The sequence below is a fragment of the Streptomyces sp. AP-93 genome, assembly GCF_022808175.1.
GTDB lineage: Bacteria > Actinomycetota > Actinomycetes > Streptomycetales > Streptomycetaceae > Streptomyces.
This window is the reverse complement of the sequence record NZ_JALGBX010000048.1, coordinates 18,174-37,317: the sequence shown is the minus strand read 5'-3', so window position 1 is coordinate 37,317 and position 19,144 is coordinate 18,174. Positions and strand designations below refer to the sequence as shown.

Below are 19,144 nucleotides of genomic sequence, written 5' to 3'. Positions count from 1 at the left end.
ACCGACACCCAAACCCGTGAATTGGTGCGGAAAACGACTCACGTGGTGCCGGAACAACTCACAACCAGATCACTAGGTCGGCATCAAGGACGGCTAGCTCTGGGTGATCCCGCAGCTGCTGCTCGCGCGCCCATTCGTCGAGGTCGGCTTTGTGGGCGGCCAGCACGGCGGCGACGGTGACGCCGGCAAGGGTGGCGATGAGGCCCACTTGGGTGTCGTCGAGGCCGTTGTATCGGTTGGAGGGGGCGTAGATGCCAGCGGCGTCGGCTGCGCACTCGAATCCAGCTGCGGTGAGTTTCTGGAACAGCCAGCGCCGGAACGGCGTGTCCTGGGTCTCCCAGGCGGGGTCGTAGTTGTCGTACTCGGGGTCGTCGGGGCCGGGGCCGATGATGGGCATAGGCGGTCCCTGTCCAAAAGTGCGGTGCGCTATGCCGGGCTGCCGCGCGCCTACTCCTCGCCGGCCTGGTAGATGTGCGGCTGCCCGCCCTGCCAGGCGATGACTTCGGAGTCGCCGAGGACCAGGTCGTCGGGGTCGGGGAGGTCGGTCCGCCGCAGGAATTCGATCAGGTCCCGGTCGCTGTAAGCGACGCCGAGGACGGTGTCGACGCCACGGATGCGGATCACGACTCGCCGGCCTCCCGTCGGGGAGATCCGGTGCACGAGGATTGGGGCGCGGTCCATGCGTCCAGCGTGCGCGCGGCGGGCCGGGGCGGCATCCCGTGCTTCGCACTCACGTTCACCGTGTCGTAACTCTTGACTGAAAGTCTTGACTTGCTATCTTGAAGTCGTGCCTAAAAATGAACGTGAGCGTCTCATTCCCACCGGCTTCTGCTGGTGCGGCTGCGGCAAGGAAATCGGCCTCGGCAAGTTCTTCGCCCAAGGCCACGACAAGATCAGCGAAGCCGCCTATATGGCAGTCCACCACGAAGCCTCTGTTGCCCGACTCCTCGCCGACACTGGCTACGGGCCTGGCGCCTCAGAATCCATCCGACAGGCCGCCCTCGACCGAGGCGGCTGGGAACTCTGCCCGCGCGGCTGCGGCTACGCGGGAGCACCCGCCAGCATCACCAACCATGTCAACAAGCACCACCAGAAGGAGAAGTGACGCCATGATTGCCACGCCAGAGCGCATCCGCGAGGACGGCGGCAGGACCGAGGTCACCGTCTGGCACAAGCCCGTCGGCCGCGTACTCGAAGAGTTCCAGGCCATCGCATGCAGCGACACCGAGGGCGTCACTCTGCCCGCTCCGAGGCAGGACGTGCCGCTGGTGCTCGATCAGCCAGACCAGCGCTGGTGCACCGACTGCCTGACCGTCATTCACAACGGCCGGAAGTAACCGCCCGAAAGACGCGATGCCCCGCCCAGGATCAGTGGGCGGGGCATCTGCACGTCAGCGTACCGGCCCGTTGTCACACCCGGACGCTAGCTTGTTCGGTATCCCATTCAAGGGTTGAGGCGGGCTTCCACGCGCGCCGCCTCGCTGGCCAGCTTCAGCTCGACCAGTCGCGGCCGGCCTGCTGTTTCGTCTACCTGTTCGTCTGCCACGGCCGGATCCTAGGCGGCAGGTCTGACATCGCCCCGGATCGCCGCAGCCCACTCCGCGAGGAGCTCCTCGTACCGCGCCGTGCCCGCCTTGCCATCGCTGACGAGCGCCCGAATCTCACGATTGATCTCCGCGAGAGGGCGCACAGGGCCAGCGTCGGGCGGGGTGGGGGACATGTTGCACAGGATATCGGGCGAAGGTCGGCCCGTCGTAAGATCGCGCGCATGATTCGCACTGTCGTGCTCGACGTCGGCGAGACGCTCACCAAGGACGACCGCTACTGGGCTTCCTGGGCGGACTGGCTCGGCGCCCCCCGACACACGCTGTCCGCGCTCGTCGGCGCCGTCGTCGTGGACGGACGGGACAACGCAGACGCCCTGCGCCTACTGAAGCCGGGCATCGATGTCGGCGCCGAGTATCGGGCGCGCGAGGCTGCTGGCTGCGGTGAGCAGCTCGACGAGGCCGACTTGTACGAAGACGTCCGGCCCGCCCTGACGGCCCTCCAAGGCATGGGCGTCCGCATCGTCATCGCCGGCAATCAGTCCGCGAAGATGGGCGACCTGCTGCGCGCCCTGGAGCTGCCGGCCGACCTCGTCGTAACCTCCGCGGAGTGGGGCGTCGCCAAGCCGTCACCCGACTTCTTCCACCAGGTCATCGGCGTAGCCCAAGCCCCGCCTGAGCAGACGCTGTACGTCGGCGACCACCCGGCCAACGACATTGTCCCCGCGGCCTCTGCGGGCCTCCTCACCGCGCACCTACGCCGCGGCCCCTGGGGCTACTGGTGGGCCGACGATGAGACGATCCAGCGGACCGCCGACTACTCCATCGACTCCCTGATGGACATCCCCGACCTCGTCAACCCGTCTTGGCGAAAGGCGAGTCCGGCCTCATCGGCCCCAGTAGCGTGCGACCACCAGCGCGAACGGAGCACCCGTGGTCGCGGACACCCCTCAGCAGATCGGCCAGCGCATCGCTGCACGCCGACGAGCCGCACGCCTCACCCAGGCCGCCCTCGCTGACGCGTCCGGCCTGTCTCACGCGATGATCCGTGCCATAGAGCGCGAAGTCCGCAACCCGTCCGACTCCAGCCTCGAGGCGCCGCGGAAGCCCTCGGGGTGGACGCTTCACGCCTCACCGCGGGCTACACCGGGACCGCGCTCCGAGTGCGTGCGGCCCTCCCGGCCATCTCGGCGGCGATCGCCGGCTACGACATCCCCCTCGACCCGCCCCCCATGCCGCTCGCCCGGCTGGCAGCCCGCGTCGAGGAAGCCACAGCCTGGCGTCTCGCCGCCCAGTACGGGCAGATCGCCGTGGGCATCCCGCCGTACTCGAGGCCGCCGTCCAGCACGCGCAGGCCGCCCGCACCGCCGACGCCGTTGCCTACAAGCACAGCGCCCAGGACCTGTCTGCCCGCCTCATCGACGTCATGCGCTGGGCAGCCATCCAGACCGGGGACCCGATTGTCGAGGGCACCGTCGCCTACACCGGAGCCGAGACCTACCTCGCGGCCCGCGGCTACCGCGTCGGACGCCGCGCCCTCGAGAACGCCCTAGACGCGGGCCCCCGCCCATCGGACCGACAGCGGCTCACCAGATCGGTCGTGCCACCGAGTAGTGCGCACATCGTCGCGCCGGCCAGCGCTCGGTCCGATTGGTGGGAGTGGTCACCACCGCCCGCCCTCGGCGAGGTAGCGCATGAACTGTTCGGCCTCGCGCCGGCTCCCCAGACTGAGCGACCGCCTGCGCCCGTCCTCCCGCCATCGCACCCGCCAGCCCGACTCTGCCTTCTCCAGACGGATCGCAGAGCGACGGACCCCGTCGGACGCGGCATCCTTGCCCCGCACCCGGTCCAGTTCGGTACGCAGCCGGTCGACCTCGTGGACCAGCTCCTCCGCGTACTCGGTGACCTCAACTACCGTCCGGTCCGCCTCATCCAACCGCGCCCAGATCGCGTCCAGACGCTCCGGGGAAATGGGCTCAGACACGACCCTCACCGGCCTCCTGGAGTACGCGAACCGTGGAGGTCGGCGAGGTGAGCACGGCCTTTGCCCTTGCGGCGGTGTCCAGTGCCTTGCTCATTACGCCACCTCCTTACCGCGCTTGCCTGCGGATTTCGCAGCGAGGGCCTGCTGCTCGACGTGGCGCGCCGCGATGTACAGGCCCTCGCGGTTCAGGTGCCGCGAGTAACTCGAGTCGAGGTAGAGCACGGGCACGTCGCCTGCCGCCTTCAGAAGCGCCGGGTGCAGCAGGTGCTTGATCGGACCCGAGCCGCCGCCGTAGACGTAGACGACTTCAGTCGTCGCGCCGGCCTGCGAGAGAACATCGCCGAAGGCGGAGACGATCTCGTCGACCAGGTAGCTTGCCTCGTCCTCGACGAAGCCAGCGGCACGCTGGTGACGGTTCTTCACCAGCACCGACGGCTCCGAGTGGAGGAAGTCCGCCAGCTGCTTGCGCGAGGAGAACTGCAGCGTGGTATCGGACTCGCTCATGCGCTCCATAGCGTTCATGAGCGCGGTGCCGTAGCCCTCGTCGAGCGTGGCCGCCGCCTCGGGGTTGAACCGCCCGTCGGTGAAGACCGGGAAGTTCACGGTGCCTTCGCCGACGTCGACGCCGATGGTGTGCTGGACCGCCACCAGATCAGAAGCGGAGACGCCCTCGACGATGGACGCGTCACGGGTGCGCAGATCGTCCAGCAGCGCCTGGGCGAGCGGCTCGCCCTTGTCGGTGATGGCGAACTGCGCGGAGGCACCCTCGGCCATCACCTGGACGTCGACAAACTGCAGGCGCACCGAGACCGGGGTGCTGAAGTTCTTGAGCGTCACCAGGTGCACCGCGGGGTCGGAGCTGCCCAGCAGGCCGATGAACTCGGCGGCGTAGGCGTGGCGGCGCGCGACGAACTCGGAGATAGGCAGCGCCAGACCGGCACGCACCTGCACGCGCAGCTCGTGATCGGGCAGCGCGCCGTTCTCGCGGACGTAGTCGCGCAAGGCCTTCGCGGCGAAGACACCCAGGACCAGGACCTTGCTCAGCTCCTGATCGGCTTTGGAGTGCTTGCCCAGCACCTCGAACTCGGTGAACTTCGAGCCGCGCACGCTCAGCGCCGCCCGGCCGAAGATCCGGCGGTCCGATGCCGCCACCAGGGGAGTGGTGAGCGAGCAGTCGATCTGGTTGTAGAAGTCGCCGGCCATCACGGAGGCCGCATCCGCGTCGGGGAGCGGCACCTTCGGGGAGGTGCGGGAAGTCGAGACGACCGCGCTGGGCAGATCGATCTCGTCAAAGGTGCTCTGCTTCGTATTCTGGATGACGCCCTTGACATAGCCGTTGCCGACGTCGATGCCGCCGGTGAGAGTGATGATCTCGGTGGTGTTTGGGCTCATGAATTCGGTCCCTCGGTGTCTGTGTTGTCTGCCTGGAAAGTGAGAGTCACCGCGTCACTCAGCGCCGAGTGCTCGCCATGATTTCGTCGATGGATGCCTGCTTCGGCTGCTCGGGCGCTGGGCTGGGGGCGGGATCCTCGGCCGTCTCGAGTGGTGCGGGAACCGCTTCGGGCGGGGCTGCCGGCGCTGGTGCTGTGGTCTCGACGACGACGTCGGCCCGGTCGGTGACTACGGGTTGCGGCTGGGGCTGAACCGACCAGGCGGCCAGAGGGTGCTCGGCTGTTGCTTCGTCGTCCTCACGCTGCTCGGTGATCTCCAGCGGTGGCCGGCCGCGACGTGGCAGCTGCTCGACGGGCTTGTAGTAGACGTCGACGTATCCGTCGCGCTGAATGGACTCCCGAATGAGTTGTCGCAGCGACTGCGAGACGTTCTCCTGCTGATCGAGCCACTCGATCACTGAGCTGTCGGCAGCGGGCACGGTCCAGCGGACCTTGCGAGGTTCACCCGACTGATTTGCCATCACACTCACCTCGCCCTGCCACTCGAGCATGCACCCCATCCGGTCGTTCGCCGGATGTCTCTCCTTCTGCCATATGGACTCACCGCCTCTCGCGTTTCTCCTCGCATGTGAATCGATGCGAGTTCACTCTAGTGTCCCCATAGAGTCCCATGCAAGCCCCATTCGATACGTGAGTGAGACGCAATTGATGCCCCTATTGAGTACTGGTAGGGACGCCTGCGAGACACCTCAGTGACCCTGCCGGGACGACCGCGTGCAAGCCGCCGGCATCATGCGCCTATGAGCCCCACATGCGACGTAACAAGGGCTCCCGCGGGACACCTGTGAGACCCCTGGGGTCACGGCGCCGTCCCGGGGAAGCCGCATGGGAGTACGTATAAGGTCCTGCCGGTGTCCCGACTGTGCCTCCGGGGAGACGTCACCCGGCACCCCCGCGCAGATGTGTCCTCCGAGGGCGCTGTGTGCGACACCAGAGCGGCACTGTTGGAGCGCGTGCGAGACCCTAGGAGGACGCGCACGGGACTCTGAGAGGCCCAACGGCATCAGTCGGCGTCTTATGTGTGTCCCAGTCGCGTCCTCTGCGTGTCCCGATGAGTCATCTCGGAGACGTGAGCGAGATGCTGTTTCATTGCTGGTTCATGGGCCGAAAAGCCTGTCTGTGCCCCCCTGTCGAAGCCCGTCGGAGGGCACGGCAGCTCAGCCACGGAATACCGGTGGAGCGACTTCAGCGCAGTCGCCGGCGAGTCGTCGGTGCGGCTGGTACAGCGCTGGTGCGACGGTCGGCACAGGGGCGTCGTCGGGCCGTCATGGTCGCGCAGAGGAGGGAAGAGGGAGAAGGGGCGAAGGGGGGAGTAGGCCTCCGCACCCAGCGAGCCTGCGAGGAACGGCTTGCTTCCGCGGCATGGCCCGTGGAGTAGAGGAAGATCAGAGGGATTTGCTGCGGAAGCAGTCCCTGGAGGAAGACGACAACGGCCCGATGACGCTGGAGCTGCTCGCTGTGCCCGATGGGCAAGCTGGTCGCAGCAGTCGGGCCTCTCTTCTTTTGATGCGTCCACGAAGGAGCACCCCGGGCTAGCCGCGCAGGCGCGAAGAGGAACACAGCCCGGGGCCGGATCGTGCGTCGACAAGGTAGTGCCGAATGCCCGCCTCGGACGCGCTGCGTGAAGTCCTGGCACGCTGCCGCAGCAGCACCGGAGCAAGGACCGGAGCACGGTGGAGTCACATCGGTGCAGCCGGCACAGCGCGAAATGGTGCAAGGCCGGCTGTGCCGCCACGGCGAGCGGTGGAGCAGAGCGTTATCCACAGCCGGAGCGACGGCGTCGCGAGAGGCCGGACCCGCTGCGCGGCGAGGGCTGTGCCGCTGGTGGCAGCGTGGCGAGGAACCGGGGCTGCGCCCCGTCAGGAGCAGACCCGTACCCCCGCCTCGCTCGTGCCTCACGAGGACGGTCAGCGTGGGGGTGCGGCCGTATCGCAGGCGTCGAAACAGCAGTACACCCAGAAGGTGCGATGACCAGGTGAAACAGCCAGCCCCGTACCCCCGCTGCGCGGAAAGAGGGAGGGGTACGGGTCAAGAGGGTACGGACTGTTTCCCCTGATGTTCCAGGCTTCCGCTAACGCTCCAGCCGTGGAACAGCGATGACGACGACAAGGAAGAGAAAAGGGCATAAGGGAACCTGATAACACGTATCCTGCGGACCCTCGCTTCGCTCGGCCTCTCCGCTGCGCTCCGAGGACGTGTTAGTCGGCATAGCCGACGGGTTCCACCGGTCCGTCGGTCGCTGGCGCTCCCTCCGGCTATGCCCAGCGCTGCGCTTGAGAGAGGGGAAGCCCCACCACTGCCCCGCTCCAGTTATCCACAGAAATGGACAGCAGCAAAGGGTGAAGCAGTGGTGGATCGCCTGGCGCTGCGCGCCTTGCTCAGGCGAGAAGTGACGCCCCGTGCGACGGCTCGCTATGCGACCCATCCGGGAGCAGATCGAGCCAGCCAAGATCCTCCGAGTCGTGAGCCAGCACAGCTGGCACGGGAGCTGGGTCGAACATCGAGATCACACGGACCCCACCGGAGTCCGCACTCGATGTCGCCACCCGCACCCGAGCCCACGAGGAAGCACCACCATGAGGCAGTCCAGCCCGAACCCTCGCCCTACGCAACCGAAGCCCGCTGTGAGCCGCAGTTGTGGCAATCGAACAGCGAAGCTGTAGCCGAGGTGATGCGCTCCGGCGATACCGAGGACATCGGCGACGTCGACTTCACCGACGAAGACAGCACGGTCGTCACCGTGCACGTCTCCCACAGCGATGACGGGATGTGCGCCGTCCACCTCATGCCGATGTGTAACGACGATCGGATCCGCGTCGAGCTTCACCGGGAGAAGGACCTGGCCATCATCGAGCCCAGTAGCCGGCCGGTATGAGTCAGCGACATGCAGGCCGCCACGCCTGCCCGGACGTCATGGCCACAGCTCTCGATTCCAGCTGTGGAGATCGCCGAGTCACAGGGAGAAGGGACTCGAATGATTGCTGAAATGATTCCAGGATCGTTCTCGCACGTCGCCCTCGTCACCGGTTCCCGCAGCTGGAATGACGAGAAGAGCATGCGTGAGACGTTCAACAACGCCTGGCGCGACTGGGGCCCCAAGAGCATCACCCGGCCGGTGCTCCTCTCGGGGCACTGCCCCAAAGGTGCCGACGCCATAGCCGAGCGGCTGTGGCGGGACGCAGGCTGCGAGATCATCACCTTCCCCGCCAACTGGTCGACCCACGGGAGAGCAGCCGGCTTCCAGCGCAACCAGGAGATGGTCGACGCCGCCCAAGTTCTTCGCGAGGCCGGGGCTCAGGTGCTGTGCACGGCCTTCCTCGACCTCTGCCGGAAGCCAGGATGCCCGAAGCGAGACCAGGAGCAGCTCATGCCACATACGCCGGGGCACTTCTCGCACGGCACCATCCACTGCAGGTCTCGCGCGCGAGCCGCGGGGATTGAGACAGCCACCGCGATCCATCCGTCGCCGCCGCCGTTCTGAGACGCACGAAGGGCCCTGCAGCACGCTGCAGGGCCCTTCAGGGACGGATGGGAGGAGTCGGATGGGAGGCGAACACCAGGCTCAGCGCTACTTGCTTCGATCGATGTCGTGCGCCTCGTCGTAGGCCTTCATGACCGTCTTCGGGATGCGGCCTCGATCTGCGAAGTCGAAGCCCTTCTTCTTGGCCCACTCGCGGATCTTGTCGCGCTCCTCAGGGGTCGTCTCGGGTACGACTCGCTTCTTGGTCGCCGCCCTACCGGCCTTCCGACTGACCTTCAAGTACGGCTTCAGTGCTTCCTCAAGCTTCTTCCGCTCCTCGGCGGTGAGGTCAACCTCGTACCAGGTGTCACCCAAGCCGAACGTGGCTGTCGCCGCATCCGGCTTACCACTGAGATCTGACTCGACAATGCTTCGAATGGCCATACCGGCGACAGTAGCTGATATGCAAGGACCTTGGAAAGTCTGTCGAGGCCATTCTAGATAAGCGTCCCATTTGGAACCCGAATGCGACTCGAAATACTGCCAATGGCGCAGGAATGGTGACTCGCACTGCTAAAATCGCAGCAACGTCTTGGGTGTCGTAGCCCCGTTCTCCACCGACCAGCAACCCAGATCGAGAGGTCACCACCATGTCCATGCTCCAGGCCGTCGACGACCATTCGCTCACCGACGAGGACACCGACCTCTTCGAGCTGCTGTGCCAGCGCAGGGGGTGGTCGGATCAGTACCTGAAGGAGATCGAGTCCACCGAGCGTGACGAGCTCCTGGACCTGGCTGAGATGGTCGAGGCCCTTCATGACGCCCGGATTACGCGCAAGAAGATCACCATCGCCCCCGACTTCGACATGGACGGCATCTCTTCCGGCGTCCTCGGCTACGCCGGCTTGTCCGAGCTCGGCTTCGACGTCGAGCTGCACCTCCCCGACTACCGCCGCGGCCACGAGCTCGCGCCCGAGGACATCGCCGAGATCCAGGCGAAGTGGCCCGAGACCAGGGTCCTGCTCACCTGCGACGGGGGGGTGAACTCCCACGGCGGCATCGCCGCCGCGCGTGGCCTGGGCTGGACGACGCTGGTAACCGATCACCACGAGGAGCTCGCGCCGGGCTCGACCGCGGACATCACCGTCGACCCGTGCCGGATCGACGAGACCTACACCCACACCGGGATTTGCGGTGCCCACGTGCTCTACCAGGTGATCGAGGCCTACACCCGCGTGCACCGGCCCGAGAAGCTCTGGGAGATCCACCTGCTGCGTCTGTTCGCCGGCCTGGGCACCGTTTCCGACGTCATGCCCGTGCTGTACGAGAACCGCCAGCTGGTGCGCGATGCGATCTCGATTGCCCGCCTGCTGCGCGTCGCCGCGCCGAAGACGATCCCCAATCGCTGGGGCGGATTCGATGCTGACCCCGATGCCATCGACGTCGCGCAGTCGATCCTGATGCAGCTGCTGCGCACCGAACCGCACCACCCGGTCTTCCTCCGGGCCTTCGAGGGCTTCGCGATCGCGCTCAAGGCATTCGCGCAGGTCGGCAAGATCCGAGACGTCGACGACCTCGACGAAGGCTTCTTCGGCTTCTACCTCGCCCCTGCGATGAACAGCCCCCGGCGCACAGGGGCCTCGCTTGCGCCGTGCTTCGCGGTGTTCACGGCCGCCAGTGCTGACGTCAAGCTCAAGGCCGCCCACCAGGTGATCGAGAACAACGAGCTGCGCAAGCAGCTGGTCATCGAGTACATGGAAGAACTCACCGCACGGGACCAGCCCTTGGCCCCGTGGGTGTACTTCTCTGACGCCTACCCGGGCATGTACGGGCTGCTGGCCAACCGGATGATGGAGCTCAACGGTCACCCGGTCGTCGTCCTCAACCGCCCCACCAGCCCCGACGATTTCGTCAGCGGCTCCGGTCGAGCGCCGGGGTGGTTCGACATCATCGCCAGCCTGGAATCGCGCGACGGACTCAGCGCCATCGGACACCAGCAGGCATGCGGCGTCCGTGTCGCGAAGGCCGAGAAGCTGGGCGATCTTGTTGCCGTTCTGCAGGAGGCCACTCAGGTAGCCCGGCTCGCCGTCAGTACCGATGGCCCGAACGGTGATCTCGTACTCGGTCCGGATGCCGACTGCGACGCCGGCCTCGAGGACCTGCAGCCGTTGTTCGAGCTGGTGCGCCGGACCGAGGGGCTCAAGCCCTTCGGGCACGGCTTCACCGCCCCGGTCGTCGAGATCGCGATCGAGCCCCTGGGCCTACGCGTGGACCGGATCGGATCCGAATCGCAGCACCTGCGCCTGGTCACCCGGTCCGGCCTGTCATGCCTGTGGTGGAACGTTGCTGAGGAGAAGTTCGACGTGATCCAGAGCTTCGTACAGCGCGCAAGCCGCACCGAACTCGGCACGCTGCGCTTCACGGCGACACTGCAGCTGAACACCTTCCGAGGTGACACCCGCGTTCAGGCTGTCATCAACGAGCAGATCATCACGGCTGCTTGAGACCTGTGGAGGAGGAGATCTTGACGACTTCACCGATCGCCTCGCGTCTGCTCAGCATCGGATGGTGCGCCCTCGTGCCGTTCGTCGCCGTCGCGGTCTACTTCGGCCTCGGCACCTTCGCGGCCCTACTCATCGGAGAGCCGATCGTCGCGACCACCGTCCTGGGCGCGCTCGTCGTCGTCCTGGTCGGCGCGATGAGGATCCAGCGGCCTCGGTGGCTCACGCATGCGCCGGCCCCGCAGCCGAGGCCGGAGATCCCAGACTTCGGGCGGACCGTCGTCGGCTGCGCGGTCCTGGCCTTCCTCGCCGGACAGTCGCTGGCCTTGTGGATCTACTTCACGGCCGGGTCTGCCGGCTTCGACGCCTCGAACCAAACCAGGCACGCGGCCGGGGCTGTGGCAACCCTTTTACTCACCCTGGTCGCGGCTCCCGCCGGGGAGGAGTTCCTGTTCCGAGGGCTGATCTACCCGTTGCTGCGCAAGCGGGTGAGCATCCTCGTCTCAACGCTGGTCACCGCGGTGGTGTTCGGCCTGGTGCACAGCAGCGCCGTACAGTTCGCCTCGACTCTGCCATTGGCGGTGCTCCTGGCCCTGGTCTACGAACGCACGCGCGTACTGTGGCCCTGCGTACTTCTGCATTTGGGCTTCAACCTCGCTGCCGCCGTTGTCCCAGCACAGGCGCTCGGCGCTCTGGCGAACCCCGTCTCCGCAGTATTCCTGTTCCTGGCCTTCGCTGGTTGTGCTTTGGGGCTCTATCGGCGGGTCGCAGGCGGAACTGCGTCGGGCGCAGCCCAGGGCGCCGGAGGCGAGCCCGCGATGCAGTGAGCGAGATCCTCAGCCTCTTCTGTAAACGATGGTGCCCTCCGTGCGGGACCTGGCGGCCTGTCAGCCGGCCGTCTCTCGTACGGAGGGCATGCTCGTGGTGACCGGGGTGACCCCGTCACCGGGGTATGACTGAAGGTAACTATTCAGTCATACTCATCAGGAGAGGAGAGGATCTCATCATGGCTATCGTCAGCATCTGCACGTACGACTCACAAGGAAAGCTCGTCCGTCCCGACGTGCTCGACATCAGCCGTGCGAAGATCCGTCTGGACCTCGACACTGGTGAGAAGCCCACTTTCGATCGCGGTCACACGCACGTCTTCGTCGTCTCCGACATGGGCATCACGGCCGAACAGGCCCGTGAGCGCGTGAGTATGAGGCTGCGCCGGTTCTTCGATCGCGCTGAGGATGTTCGCGGCTTCCGCAAGATCGCGATGGAGAAGAGCCAGAGTAAGAACCGGCTCAACCTCAACACCACGATTTCCTACGAGATCCTCTACGTCGTCGAAGCAGACAGGCGATCCCGTAGCCGCAGTCCCGAGTCCCCCAATGCGGGATGCCAGCAAGGCTGAAGCACGGTCACTCCTGGGGGGCTCGTGCCATCCACGCCTCGTACCCATCAGCACATGCAAAGAGGCCGGAGAGGTCCCTTCCCACGGGGATGCTCTCCGGCCTCTCTGTTTCACGTTCCAGTGCAACATCGATCACCTGGCGTCAACGATAGCAGCTGTCGTGGATCACTCGCAATGAGCGGCGAATGTCTGCCCAATGCCCTATCGCGTCCAGTGGAACCTCATGGATGAGTGACTCGGACGGAGCTCTGACTCGCGCTAGAAGCGCGTCGGGAGCCTTCTGTGAGCCTCGGGGCGAGGGGAATGTTCCATGCGTTTCCAGCCCAGTTGAGGCTCGGCCGCACCGCCGGCGGGTCGCGCGGGGCCTCGGCGTGGAAGTCTGACCTGACTTGGTCGCAGGAGGGTGTATCGAGCAGCCAGCTGTACCACGAGACGTGGTACACCCCGAGAACCGTGCTCGACCTGGGCAGACACCTGTCCCGCGAGGCCCTTCCCTGCATCGGGTGTACCACGTGGGAGCGTCGGTGTGGTACGACGTTTTGCCCGGTCAACCAGCGTTTCCCGCCCGCGTACCACGAGTACCACCTTTCTCTGGCCGTTTGCATAGGGGACGCGTTCGGGAGCGATCCAGGCAGCTCCAGCCCCACTCGCCAGTCTGCGCCCTTATCTCCCTGCGCGTGTATCTAGTCTCTATTTTCTGGTACAAGTGGTACGGGGGGTATATAGACACTGTCTGACCTGGGCAAATACGTGTACCACGTAGAAAATGCCACGTGGTACACCCTGCTCCTGAACTCCCGAAGCTAATGCTCTGACCTGGGAAGACGTGTGTACCACGTCAAGTGGTACACAGCCCGTATACCCCTAGATGGTATGTATTCGGGGATCCCCCGGGGAGCGTCCAGTCAATGCTCTCGGTGGCAGCTGGCTCGCCCGGTCAGAAGAACTCCTCCGAACCTCGACCGCAGGCCGGGCGGCTCACGCCGCCCGCGGGTGTGTGGTCGAGCGCGAGAAGCCAGTGATTCCGTCGGGAGCATGTCCCACGGAGTCGCTGGCTCTCACGTCCCATCCGGGCTCGCGACGCGTGCGGCGTGGCCGTGGCGGTTCCGCACCCTCTCCAGTCCCTGCTGGTAGCCCTTTCGATCACCATTGGGGGCATCGATGGACTCACCTCTTGATTGATGCCTGAATCGTTGCAAGAGGGCACTCCGGTGACATAGGGTCAAGATCACGTTCTATTCGATTACGAGTCCAATCGGCTTCCCACTTATCGCCGACAAGGACTCGATCACGATCGAGAAAGCAGCAACATGACGTCTCCTGATGCCCCCGGATCCGTACCTGCCGCCGGTTCCAACGCCGGACCGCGCACCAACCCCGTGGCCGACGTCCTGGCCAGCGTCATGGGGTACTTCTCGAACCGCGACGACATGGCTCCGCAGAACGAGATCGTCACCTACGTCACGGCCGCCTACCTCGATCAGATCGACCCGACTGATCCTCCGACGCCTCGCGTGCTGGAGAAGGAGCTACTGGCGATCGTGGGCGGCGTCACCAAGGCCGTGAACTTCAAGGCGACCATGGCCGCTGAGAAGTACCCCCTGCCGAGATACCTGACGTACTGGCAGATCGCGCAGATCCTCCTGCGTCTGCACCGTGTCATCCGCATCGCGCCCAACGCCAAGGACACCGACCGCGAGTACGACCTGCTGGCGATGTATCAGGCCACGGGCCGCGCGCGTGGGACGTACATCACCAGCGAGGACGACATCCGTACCGCGGCGCGCATGTACAACACCCAGCTGACACTTAAGGAGTTCGCCGAGGTCCTGGCCGTCCTGCGCGAAGACAGCCCGCGCCGGCACCAGAGCATGAACCGCGATTTCATCGCCGCGCGCAACGGTGTCGTCTTCTACGGCACTGAGCCGCTGGACGTCACGATCTTCGGCAGGGACTTCCATTTCGAGCCCAAGCAGGTCCACCCCTTCGACCCCGCCATCGTGCTGCTGACAAAGAACGACGTCGACTACGTCGACGACGCCCCGCAGCAAGTCATCACGCACCCCGAGGACGGAGATTGGGAAGTCGTCGCCTGGATCGAAGAGCTCTTCGATCAAGCCGGTGACGAGGGCCTCGCCGACCTGATCTGGGAGATCATCGGCGCGATCATCCGACCGCATGTGCGCTGGGGCAAGACCGCCTGGTTCTACTCCGAGCAGGGCAACAACGGTAAGGGCACGCTCTGCGCGCTCATGCGCAACCTCGTCGGCAGCGGCGCGCATACCTCGATTCCGCTCTCCGACTTCGGCAAGGACTTCGCGCTCGAACCGCTGGTACGCGCCAACGCGATCATCGTCGATGAGAACGATGTCGGCACCTTCATCGACAAGGCCGCCAACCTGAAGGCGATCGTGACCAACGACGTCATCCAGATCAACCGCAAGTACCGGATGCCGATCGCCTACCAGTTCTTCGGCTTCATGGTCCAGTGCCTGAACGAGTTCCCGCGCGTGAAGGACAAGTCCGAGTCGTTCTATCGCCGGCAGCTCTTCGTGCCCTTCACCAAGAGCTTCACCGGAGCTGAGAAGAAGTACATCAAGGACGACTACCTCCAGCGCCGTGAGGTTCTGGAGTACGTCTTCTGGTACGCCATCAACCACGCCGGCGCGTCATCTCCGGGTGACTACTACCAGCTCTCCGAGCCGGTGGCGACCAAGGCGGTCCTGGCCGAGTACAAGGAGGCCAACGACCCCGTGCGTGCCTTCTGGGAAGAGTTCCGCGGGCGGCTGGTCTGGGACCTGGCACCGTTCACGTTCCTCTACGACCTGTACAAAGCCTGGTTCGCCGACGTCTCACCGTCGGGCTTGCCGGTGAGCAACAAGCAGTTCATCACCGACCTCGTGGCGATTGTCCGGCCAGATGCCCTGTGGCACTGCCCGGACAAGAACCGCAAGATCCGGCCCGGCCAGATGATGCACACCCCCGAGGTGCTGATAGCCGAGTACGAGCTGAAGAAGTGGATGCACCCGAGCTACACCGGCAGTGACCCGAAGAAGAAGTCCCAGCCGATACTGCAGGCCAACTATCGCGGACTGCTCCGGCAGACGGGCGCGTCCGCCCCGGCCGACGACACCGCTGACGACCAAGACTGATGCACCCATGGCCACAACTTCGGAAGCACACGGCGAACTCACCCAGCCCGCGCTGGAACTCGCCTGCGTCCAGAACTGCCTGACGACGGCGATGTCCGACGTCGCGTGCGAGCCGCGGATCACCAACCGCACCGTCTGCTCACCCAGATCACAACGGACCTCGTGGAGGAGGCCTCGCTCAGGAGCGAGGCGTCACGGCGCATATACCCCCGCTGGCGCTCTCCTCGCGACTCCCTCTGAGGCCGCGCGCATCCTTCCCAGACACCGGCCGTGATGGTCGGACCGACGAAAGGAGATCTCCACCATGACCACACAGCGAACACCCGTCACGGCCTCGAAGGCGCGCTTCACCTTCTACGACATCGAGTCGTTGTCGGACGTTTTCACCCTGTGCGCCTATACCCCGCAGCCCGACAGAGCCGTCGACGACCTGGAGATCTTCTTCCTCGCCGACGACCAGCAGCTCTCCGACGCCGTGGACCCGCAGGCGCTCTATGAAGCCGTGGTGCGCTCCAACCCGGGCCTGCCCGCGGTAAGCGTCCAGCTGTGGAACCTGCGCGGCGAGCTGAGCAACCTCCGTCTCGCCGAGCTGATGGGCCTCTCGAACGCGGACCAGGTCAACGACCGCAGCGAGGTCTCGTCCTATCCGGCGACCCTGCGCCCGGTCTGCGACACGGATCCCGAGTACGACCCGCTGAAGCACCCGTTTCTGGCCGGGTACAACTCGCTGAACTACGACATGACCATGCTCGCGCTGTACCTGATGGAGACCTTCCCGGCTCCGCATTCCGGCCGTCTTGTCCAGCCGACCACCGCGCGCGAGATGCGCGAGCACAACGACAAGCTGTTCAACGAGCACATGGACTACATGCCCGGCTACCTCGGCTGGGACGGCCCGGCCGCCAAGATCCGCCGCGCCATGATGCACTCGGGTCGGCACCTGGACGTCGCCCGTCTGAACGAGCTGCAGACCAAGGTGAGCCTCAAGCGCCTGCTCGGAATGCTCGGCCGCCAGATCAAGGAGTCCGAAAAGCTCAGCCACGACACCTCGATCGCCGCGATCGAGGATCTCTACGAGCTGCTGGCCTACAACGTCTCCGACTGCCTGGGACTGGCGCAGCTCTTCCAGCACCCGGCCTACGCAAGCAACTTCGACCTCAAGGCCGGCCTGCTGGCGCAGTACTCCGAGACCGTCTACGCCAAGAACGGCTCGGTGCGCCGGGACCGCCTGACCATCGACTCGTCCTCCGCGAAGTTCGTCGGCCGCATCCTCGCGCCGTACACCTCGCTGAACGACATCGAGACCGTGTCGTTCCTCTACCCGGCCAAGGAAGTTGCCGACGAGCGAGGCATGTCCCAGGTCAACGTGCTCGACGAGTGCGTGCGCTTCTTCGAGGAGAACGTGGCCCCCGACCCTGCAAAGGACCCAGCCGCGACGCCGGCGCAAGCGAAGGCACACGGCCAGTTCATCCAGGTCGTCAACTACTACCGCTCGATCGAGGGGCAGAACTTCAACGACTCCGAGGAGTACAGCGACCTGTTCGACCTTCCGGCCAAGTCCTTGCGCGAGCTGCCGAAGACACCGAACAACGTGCCCTACTTCCACCGCGACGCCTCCCCGTCGTCGTGCTTCGCGACGTTCAGCACCGGCGGCATCCACGGCGCGGAAGCAGACATGAAGGTCTTCGACGCCGACTCCTTCGAGCACCGGGAACAGGCAGCCATGATCGGCCTCGCCAAGCTCTTCTACCCGGACGCGAAGGACTTCGTCGCCGAGGCCAAGCGCCAGCACAACCTGCTCGCGCTGCCCGACGGCACGGCCGTCGACAAGCGGCTCGTGCTGCTGGGCTCGGACCCGAACAAGGTGAAGTACCGCAAGCCGAAGAAAGACGACCCGGACCAGGCTGAACAGCTCGCGCGTGCGCAGGCCCACGTGCCGCATCCGGCCCAGCTGCTGGACACTCAGCGTCCGGACACCGAGGCGATGCACGTGCGCCTGGCCGACGGGACCGTGCTCGACGGCAAGGTAGTCCTGGCCGTCACTTCTGCGGTCAAGGCCGTCTACCGCGATGAGCCAGCGAGGAGGGCGCCCGATCTGTTCACCACGAAGACCGACAGGTCCACCAAGCTGCACCCGAAGTACGCGCGGACCTCGGCAGGTCTTGTCATCCACGAGGACTTCACGAGCTACTACCCGAATCTGCTGCGCAACATGAGGGCGTTCTACAATCCCGAGCTGGGCGAGGACCGCTACACGACGATCTTCTTCGAGAAGGAACGCCTGGGCTTCGAGATGAAGAAGCCAGGGATCCCCGCCGAGGAGAAGGCCCGGCTCACGACCCTGCGCAACGGCACGAAGCTGATCCTCAACTCGGCCTCCGGAGCTGCTGACGCCGCGCACCGAACCCCGATCAGGATGAACAACCGCACCATCTCGATGCGGATCATAGGCCAGCTGTTCAGCTGGCGTATCGGGCAGGCCCAGACGCTGGCCGGAGCACGGATCATCTCGACGAACACCGACGGCCTCTACTCCGTCGTCGGCGGCGACAACGGCTTCGATGAGACCACCAACAACCAGGTGCTCGCCGAGCAGCAGGCCGCCATCGGCATCGACATCGAACCGGAGCTGATGTTCCTTATCAGCAAGGACTCGAACAACCGGCTCGAGCTGGAGTCGCCAGGTGAGGATCGCTGCGTCGCCGACAGCCCGATCATCACCGCCTCGGGCGGGACACTGGCCTGCCACGCGGGTCCTACCCCGACGAAGTCGCTGGCCCACCCGGCCGTGATCGATTTCGCCCTGGCCCGCTACCTGCAGGCTGTCGCCAGCAGGGGAGAGGAGGCTCTTGCCGAGCCGTTCGATCCCGCGCTGGGCCGCAAGGTGATCGAGGAGGCGATCGACCCGGCCGATCCCGTGCGGACACTGCTGCTGTTCCAGAACGTCCTCGCCGCCTCGCGCGGATCGATCACCTACCCGTTCGCCGCCGACCCGGTCAGCGCCGGGCCCGACCGTGACGACAACGAGGACGCCGATGCGCAGCTGGCGAACCCGCGGGCCCTGCAGATGGTCAACCGGGTCTTCGTCGTCCACGACGGCACCGACGGTGCCGTGAGCCTGCACAACGCCGGCGCATGGAAGGTGAACCCGTCCAGCCAGAGCAAGCGGCGCGAGTCCGGCAGCGCCGGGGTACGACGTGACCCGATCGCGCTGGAGATCCTGCGCCACCACGGGTGGGCGAAGAACCGCAGCGAGGCCAGCACCTCCGACGGCCTCAGGCTGCTGCCCGATGACCAGGACGCCGTGATCCGCCGGATCAACGGCATCGATCCGTACTGGTCGCTGGTCGTCGTCAACGACGACCTCCGCGCACTGCCGCCCGCCCGGGTCGAGCAGCTCATCGCGGCGCTCGATCTCGGCGTCTACACCCGGATGCTCGACGAGACGTTCACCAAGAACTGGAAGAACGCCGCCTGATCAGGCGCCCGCACCACCACCGGACCACCGGGTGCCGGGCCGTGTCGGCACGACGCTGCTCGGTGCCCAAGTCGAATTTGGGATGAAGGCGAGTCTGGCTCGCCGTAGCTAGAGAATCGAGAGACATGTTCCAGACCACACGCACCGTCCACACATCTGAAGGTGGCGACGAGTT

Annotated in this window: 17 protein-coding genes; 11 read left to right on the top strand and 6 right to left on the bottom strand. The window is 65.7% G+C overall.

Annotation, left to right across the window (positions count from 1 at the left end):
- Positions 1–58: 58 nt before the first annotated feature.
- Complete coding sequence (locus tag MTF69_RS41510) at positions 59–397, bottom strand: hypothetical protein (RefSeq protein WP_243342010.1); 339 nt, start codon at positions 395–397, stop codon at positions 59–61.
- Between the two features lie 50 nt (positions 398–447).
- Entirely contained in the window at positions 448–681 is a 234-nt protein-coding gene (locus tag MTF69_RS41505) for a hypothetical protein (protein ID WP_243342009.1), read from the bottom strand.
- A gap of 106 nt (positions 682–787) precedes the next feature.
- On the opposite strand from MTF69_RS41505, the gene MTF69_RS41500 reads away from it, so the two are divergent.
- The 4 genes from MTF69_RS41500 to MTF69_RS44000 all read left to right on the top strand — a co-directional run bounded on the left by MTF69_RS41500 (position 788) and on the right by MTF69_RS44000 (position 3,158).
- Positions 788–1,105: a hypothetical protein gene (locus MTF69_RS41500; protein WP_243342008.1), complete on the top strand. Its 318-nt coding sequence runs from the start codon at positions 788–790 to the stop codon at positions 1,103–1,105.
- A gap of 4 nt (positions 1,106–1,109) precedes the next feature.
- Positions 1,110–1,337 (top strand): hypothetical protein, encoded by a 228-nt coding sequence (locus MTF69_RS41495; RefSeq protein ID WP_243342007.1) that lies wholly within the window; start codon positions 1,110–1,112, stop codon positions 1,335–1,337.
- Positions 1,338–1,768: 431 nt separating this feature from the next.
- Positions 1,769–2,563, top strand: a complete 795-nt coding sequence (locus tag MTF69_RS43260) for an HAD family hydrolase (RefSeq protein WP_243342006.1) — start codon at positions 1,769–1,771, stop codon at positions 2,561–2,563.
- On the top strand, positions 2,478–3,158 hold the full coding sequence (locus MTF69_RS44000; protein ID WP_374325688.1) for a helix-turn-helix domain-containing protein: 681 nt from the start codon (positions 2,478–2,480) through the stop codon (positions 3,156–3,158). The genes MTF69_RS43260 and MTF69_RS44000 overlap by 86 nt, the downstream gene beginning before the upstream one ends.
- Before the next feature lie 49 nt (positions 3,159–3,207).
- On the opposite strand, the gene MTF69_RS41485 is transcribed toward MTF69_RS44000, so the two are convergent.
- The 3 genes from MTF69_RS41485 to MTF69_RS41475 all read right to left on the bottom strand — a co-directional run bounded on the left by MTF69_RS41485 (position 3,208) and on the right by MTF69_RS41475 (position 5,470).
- Positions 3,208–3,528, bottom strand: coding sequence for a hypothetical protein (locus tag MTF69_RS41485; protein ID WP_243342005.1), 321 nt, complete (start codon positions 3,526–3,528; stop codon positions 3,208–3,210).
- Between the two features lie 93 nt (positions 3,529–3,621).
- Complete coding sequence (locus MTF69_RS41480; protein ID WP_243342004.1) at positions 3,622–4,920, bottom strand: ParM/StbA family protein; 1,299 nt, start codon at positions 4,918–4,920, stop codon at positions 3,622–3,624.
- 58 nt (positions 4,921–4,978) lie between these two features.
- A complete protein-coding gene (locus tag MTF69_RS41475; RefSeq protein WP_243342003.1) occupies positions 4,979–5,470 on the bottom strand; it encodes a hypothetical protein in 492 nt (163 codons plus the stop codon).
- Positions 5,471–7,650: 2,180 nt separating this feature from the next.
- On the opposite strand from MTF69_RS41475, the gene MTF69_RS41470 reads away from it, so the two are divergent.
- Positions 7,651–7,854 (top strand): hypothetical protein, encoded by a 204-nt coding sequence (locus tag MTF69_RS41470; protein ID WP_243342002.1) that lies wholly within the window; start codon positions 7,651–7,653, stop codon positions 7,852–7,854.
- A 63-nt stretch (positions 7,855–7,917) separates the two neighbouring features.
- The gene (locus MTF69_RS41465) at positions 7,918–8,460 is read left to right on the top strand and encodes an SLOG family protein (RefSeq protein WP_243342001.1); all 543 of its coding nucleotides are present in this window, start codon (positions 7,918–7,920) and stop codon (positions 8,458–8,460) included.
- A gap of 87 nt (positions 8,461–8,547) precedes the next feature.
- Here the strand turns inward: MTF69_RS41465 and MTF69_RS41460 are convergent, their stop codons facing one another.
- Positions 8,548–8,883, bottom strand: coding sequence for an Lsr2 family protein (locus tag MTF69_RS41460; protein WP_243342000.1), 336 nt, complete (start codon positions 8,881–8,883; stop codon positions 8,548–8,550).
- A gap of 206 nt (positions 8,884–9,089) precedes the next feature.
- On the opposite strand from MTF69_RS41460, the gene MTF69_RS41455 reads away from it, so the two are divergent.
- From MTF69_RS41455 to MTF69_RS41435, 5 genes are all read left to right on the top strand, one after another.
- The gene (locus tag MTF69_RS41455) at positions 9,090–10,943 is read left to right on the top strand and encodes a DHH family phosphoesterase (protein WP_243341999.1); all 1,854 of its coding nucleotides are present in this window, start codon (positions 9,090–9,092) and stop codon (positions 10,941–10,943) included.
- A gap of 20 nt (positions 10,944–10,963) precedes the next feature.
- Positions 10,964–11,767, top strand: a complete 804-nt coding sequence (locus tag MTF69_RS41450) for a CPBP family intramembrane glutamic endopeptidase (RefSeq protein WP_243341998.1) — start codon at positions 10,964–10,966, stop codon at positions 11,765–11,767.
- A gap of 179 nt (positions 11,768–11,946) precedes the next feature.
- Positions 11,947–12,339 (top strand): hypothetical protein, encoded by a 393-nt coding sequence (locus MTF69_RS41445; RefSeq protein ID WP_243341997.1) that lies wholly within the window; start codon positions 11,947–11,949, stop codon positions 12,337–12,339.
- A 1,310-nt stretch (positions 12,340–13,649) separates the two neighbouring features.
- Positions 13,650–15,491 (top strand): phage/plasmid primase, P4 family, encoded by a 1,842-nt coding sequence (locus MTF69_RS41440; RefSeq protein ID WP_243341996.1) that lies wholly within the window; start codon positions 13,650–13,652, stop codon positions 15,489–15,491.
- A gap of 304 nt (positions 15,492–15,795) precedes the next feature.
- Positions 15,796–18,969 (top strand): hypothetical protein, encoded by a 3,174-nt coding sequence (locus MTF69_RS41435; protein ID WP_243341995.1) that lies wholly within the window; start codon positions 15,796–15,798, stop codon positions 18,967–18,969.
- Positions 18,970–19,144: the final 175 nt, after the last annotated feature.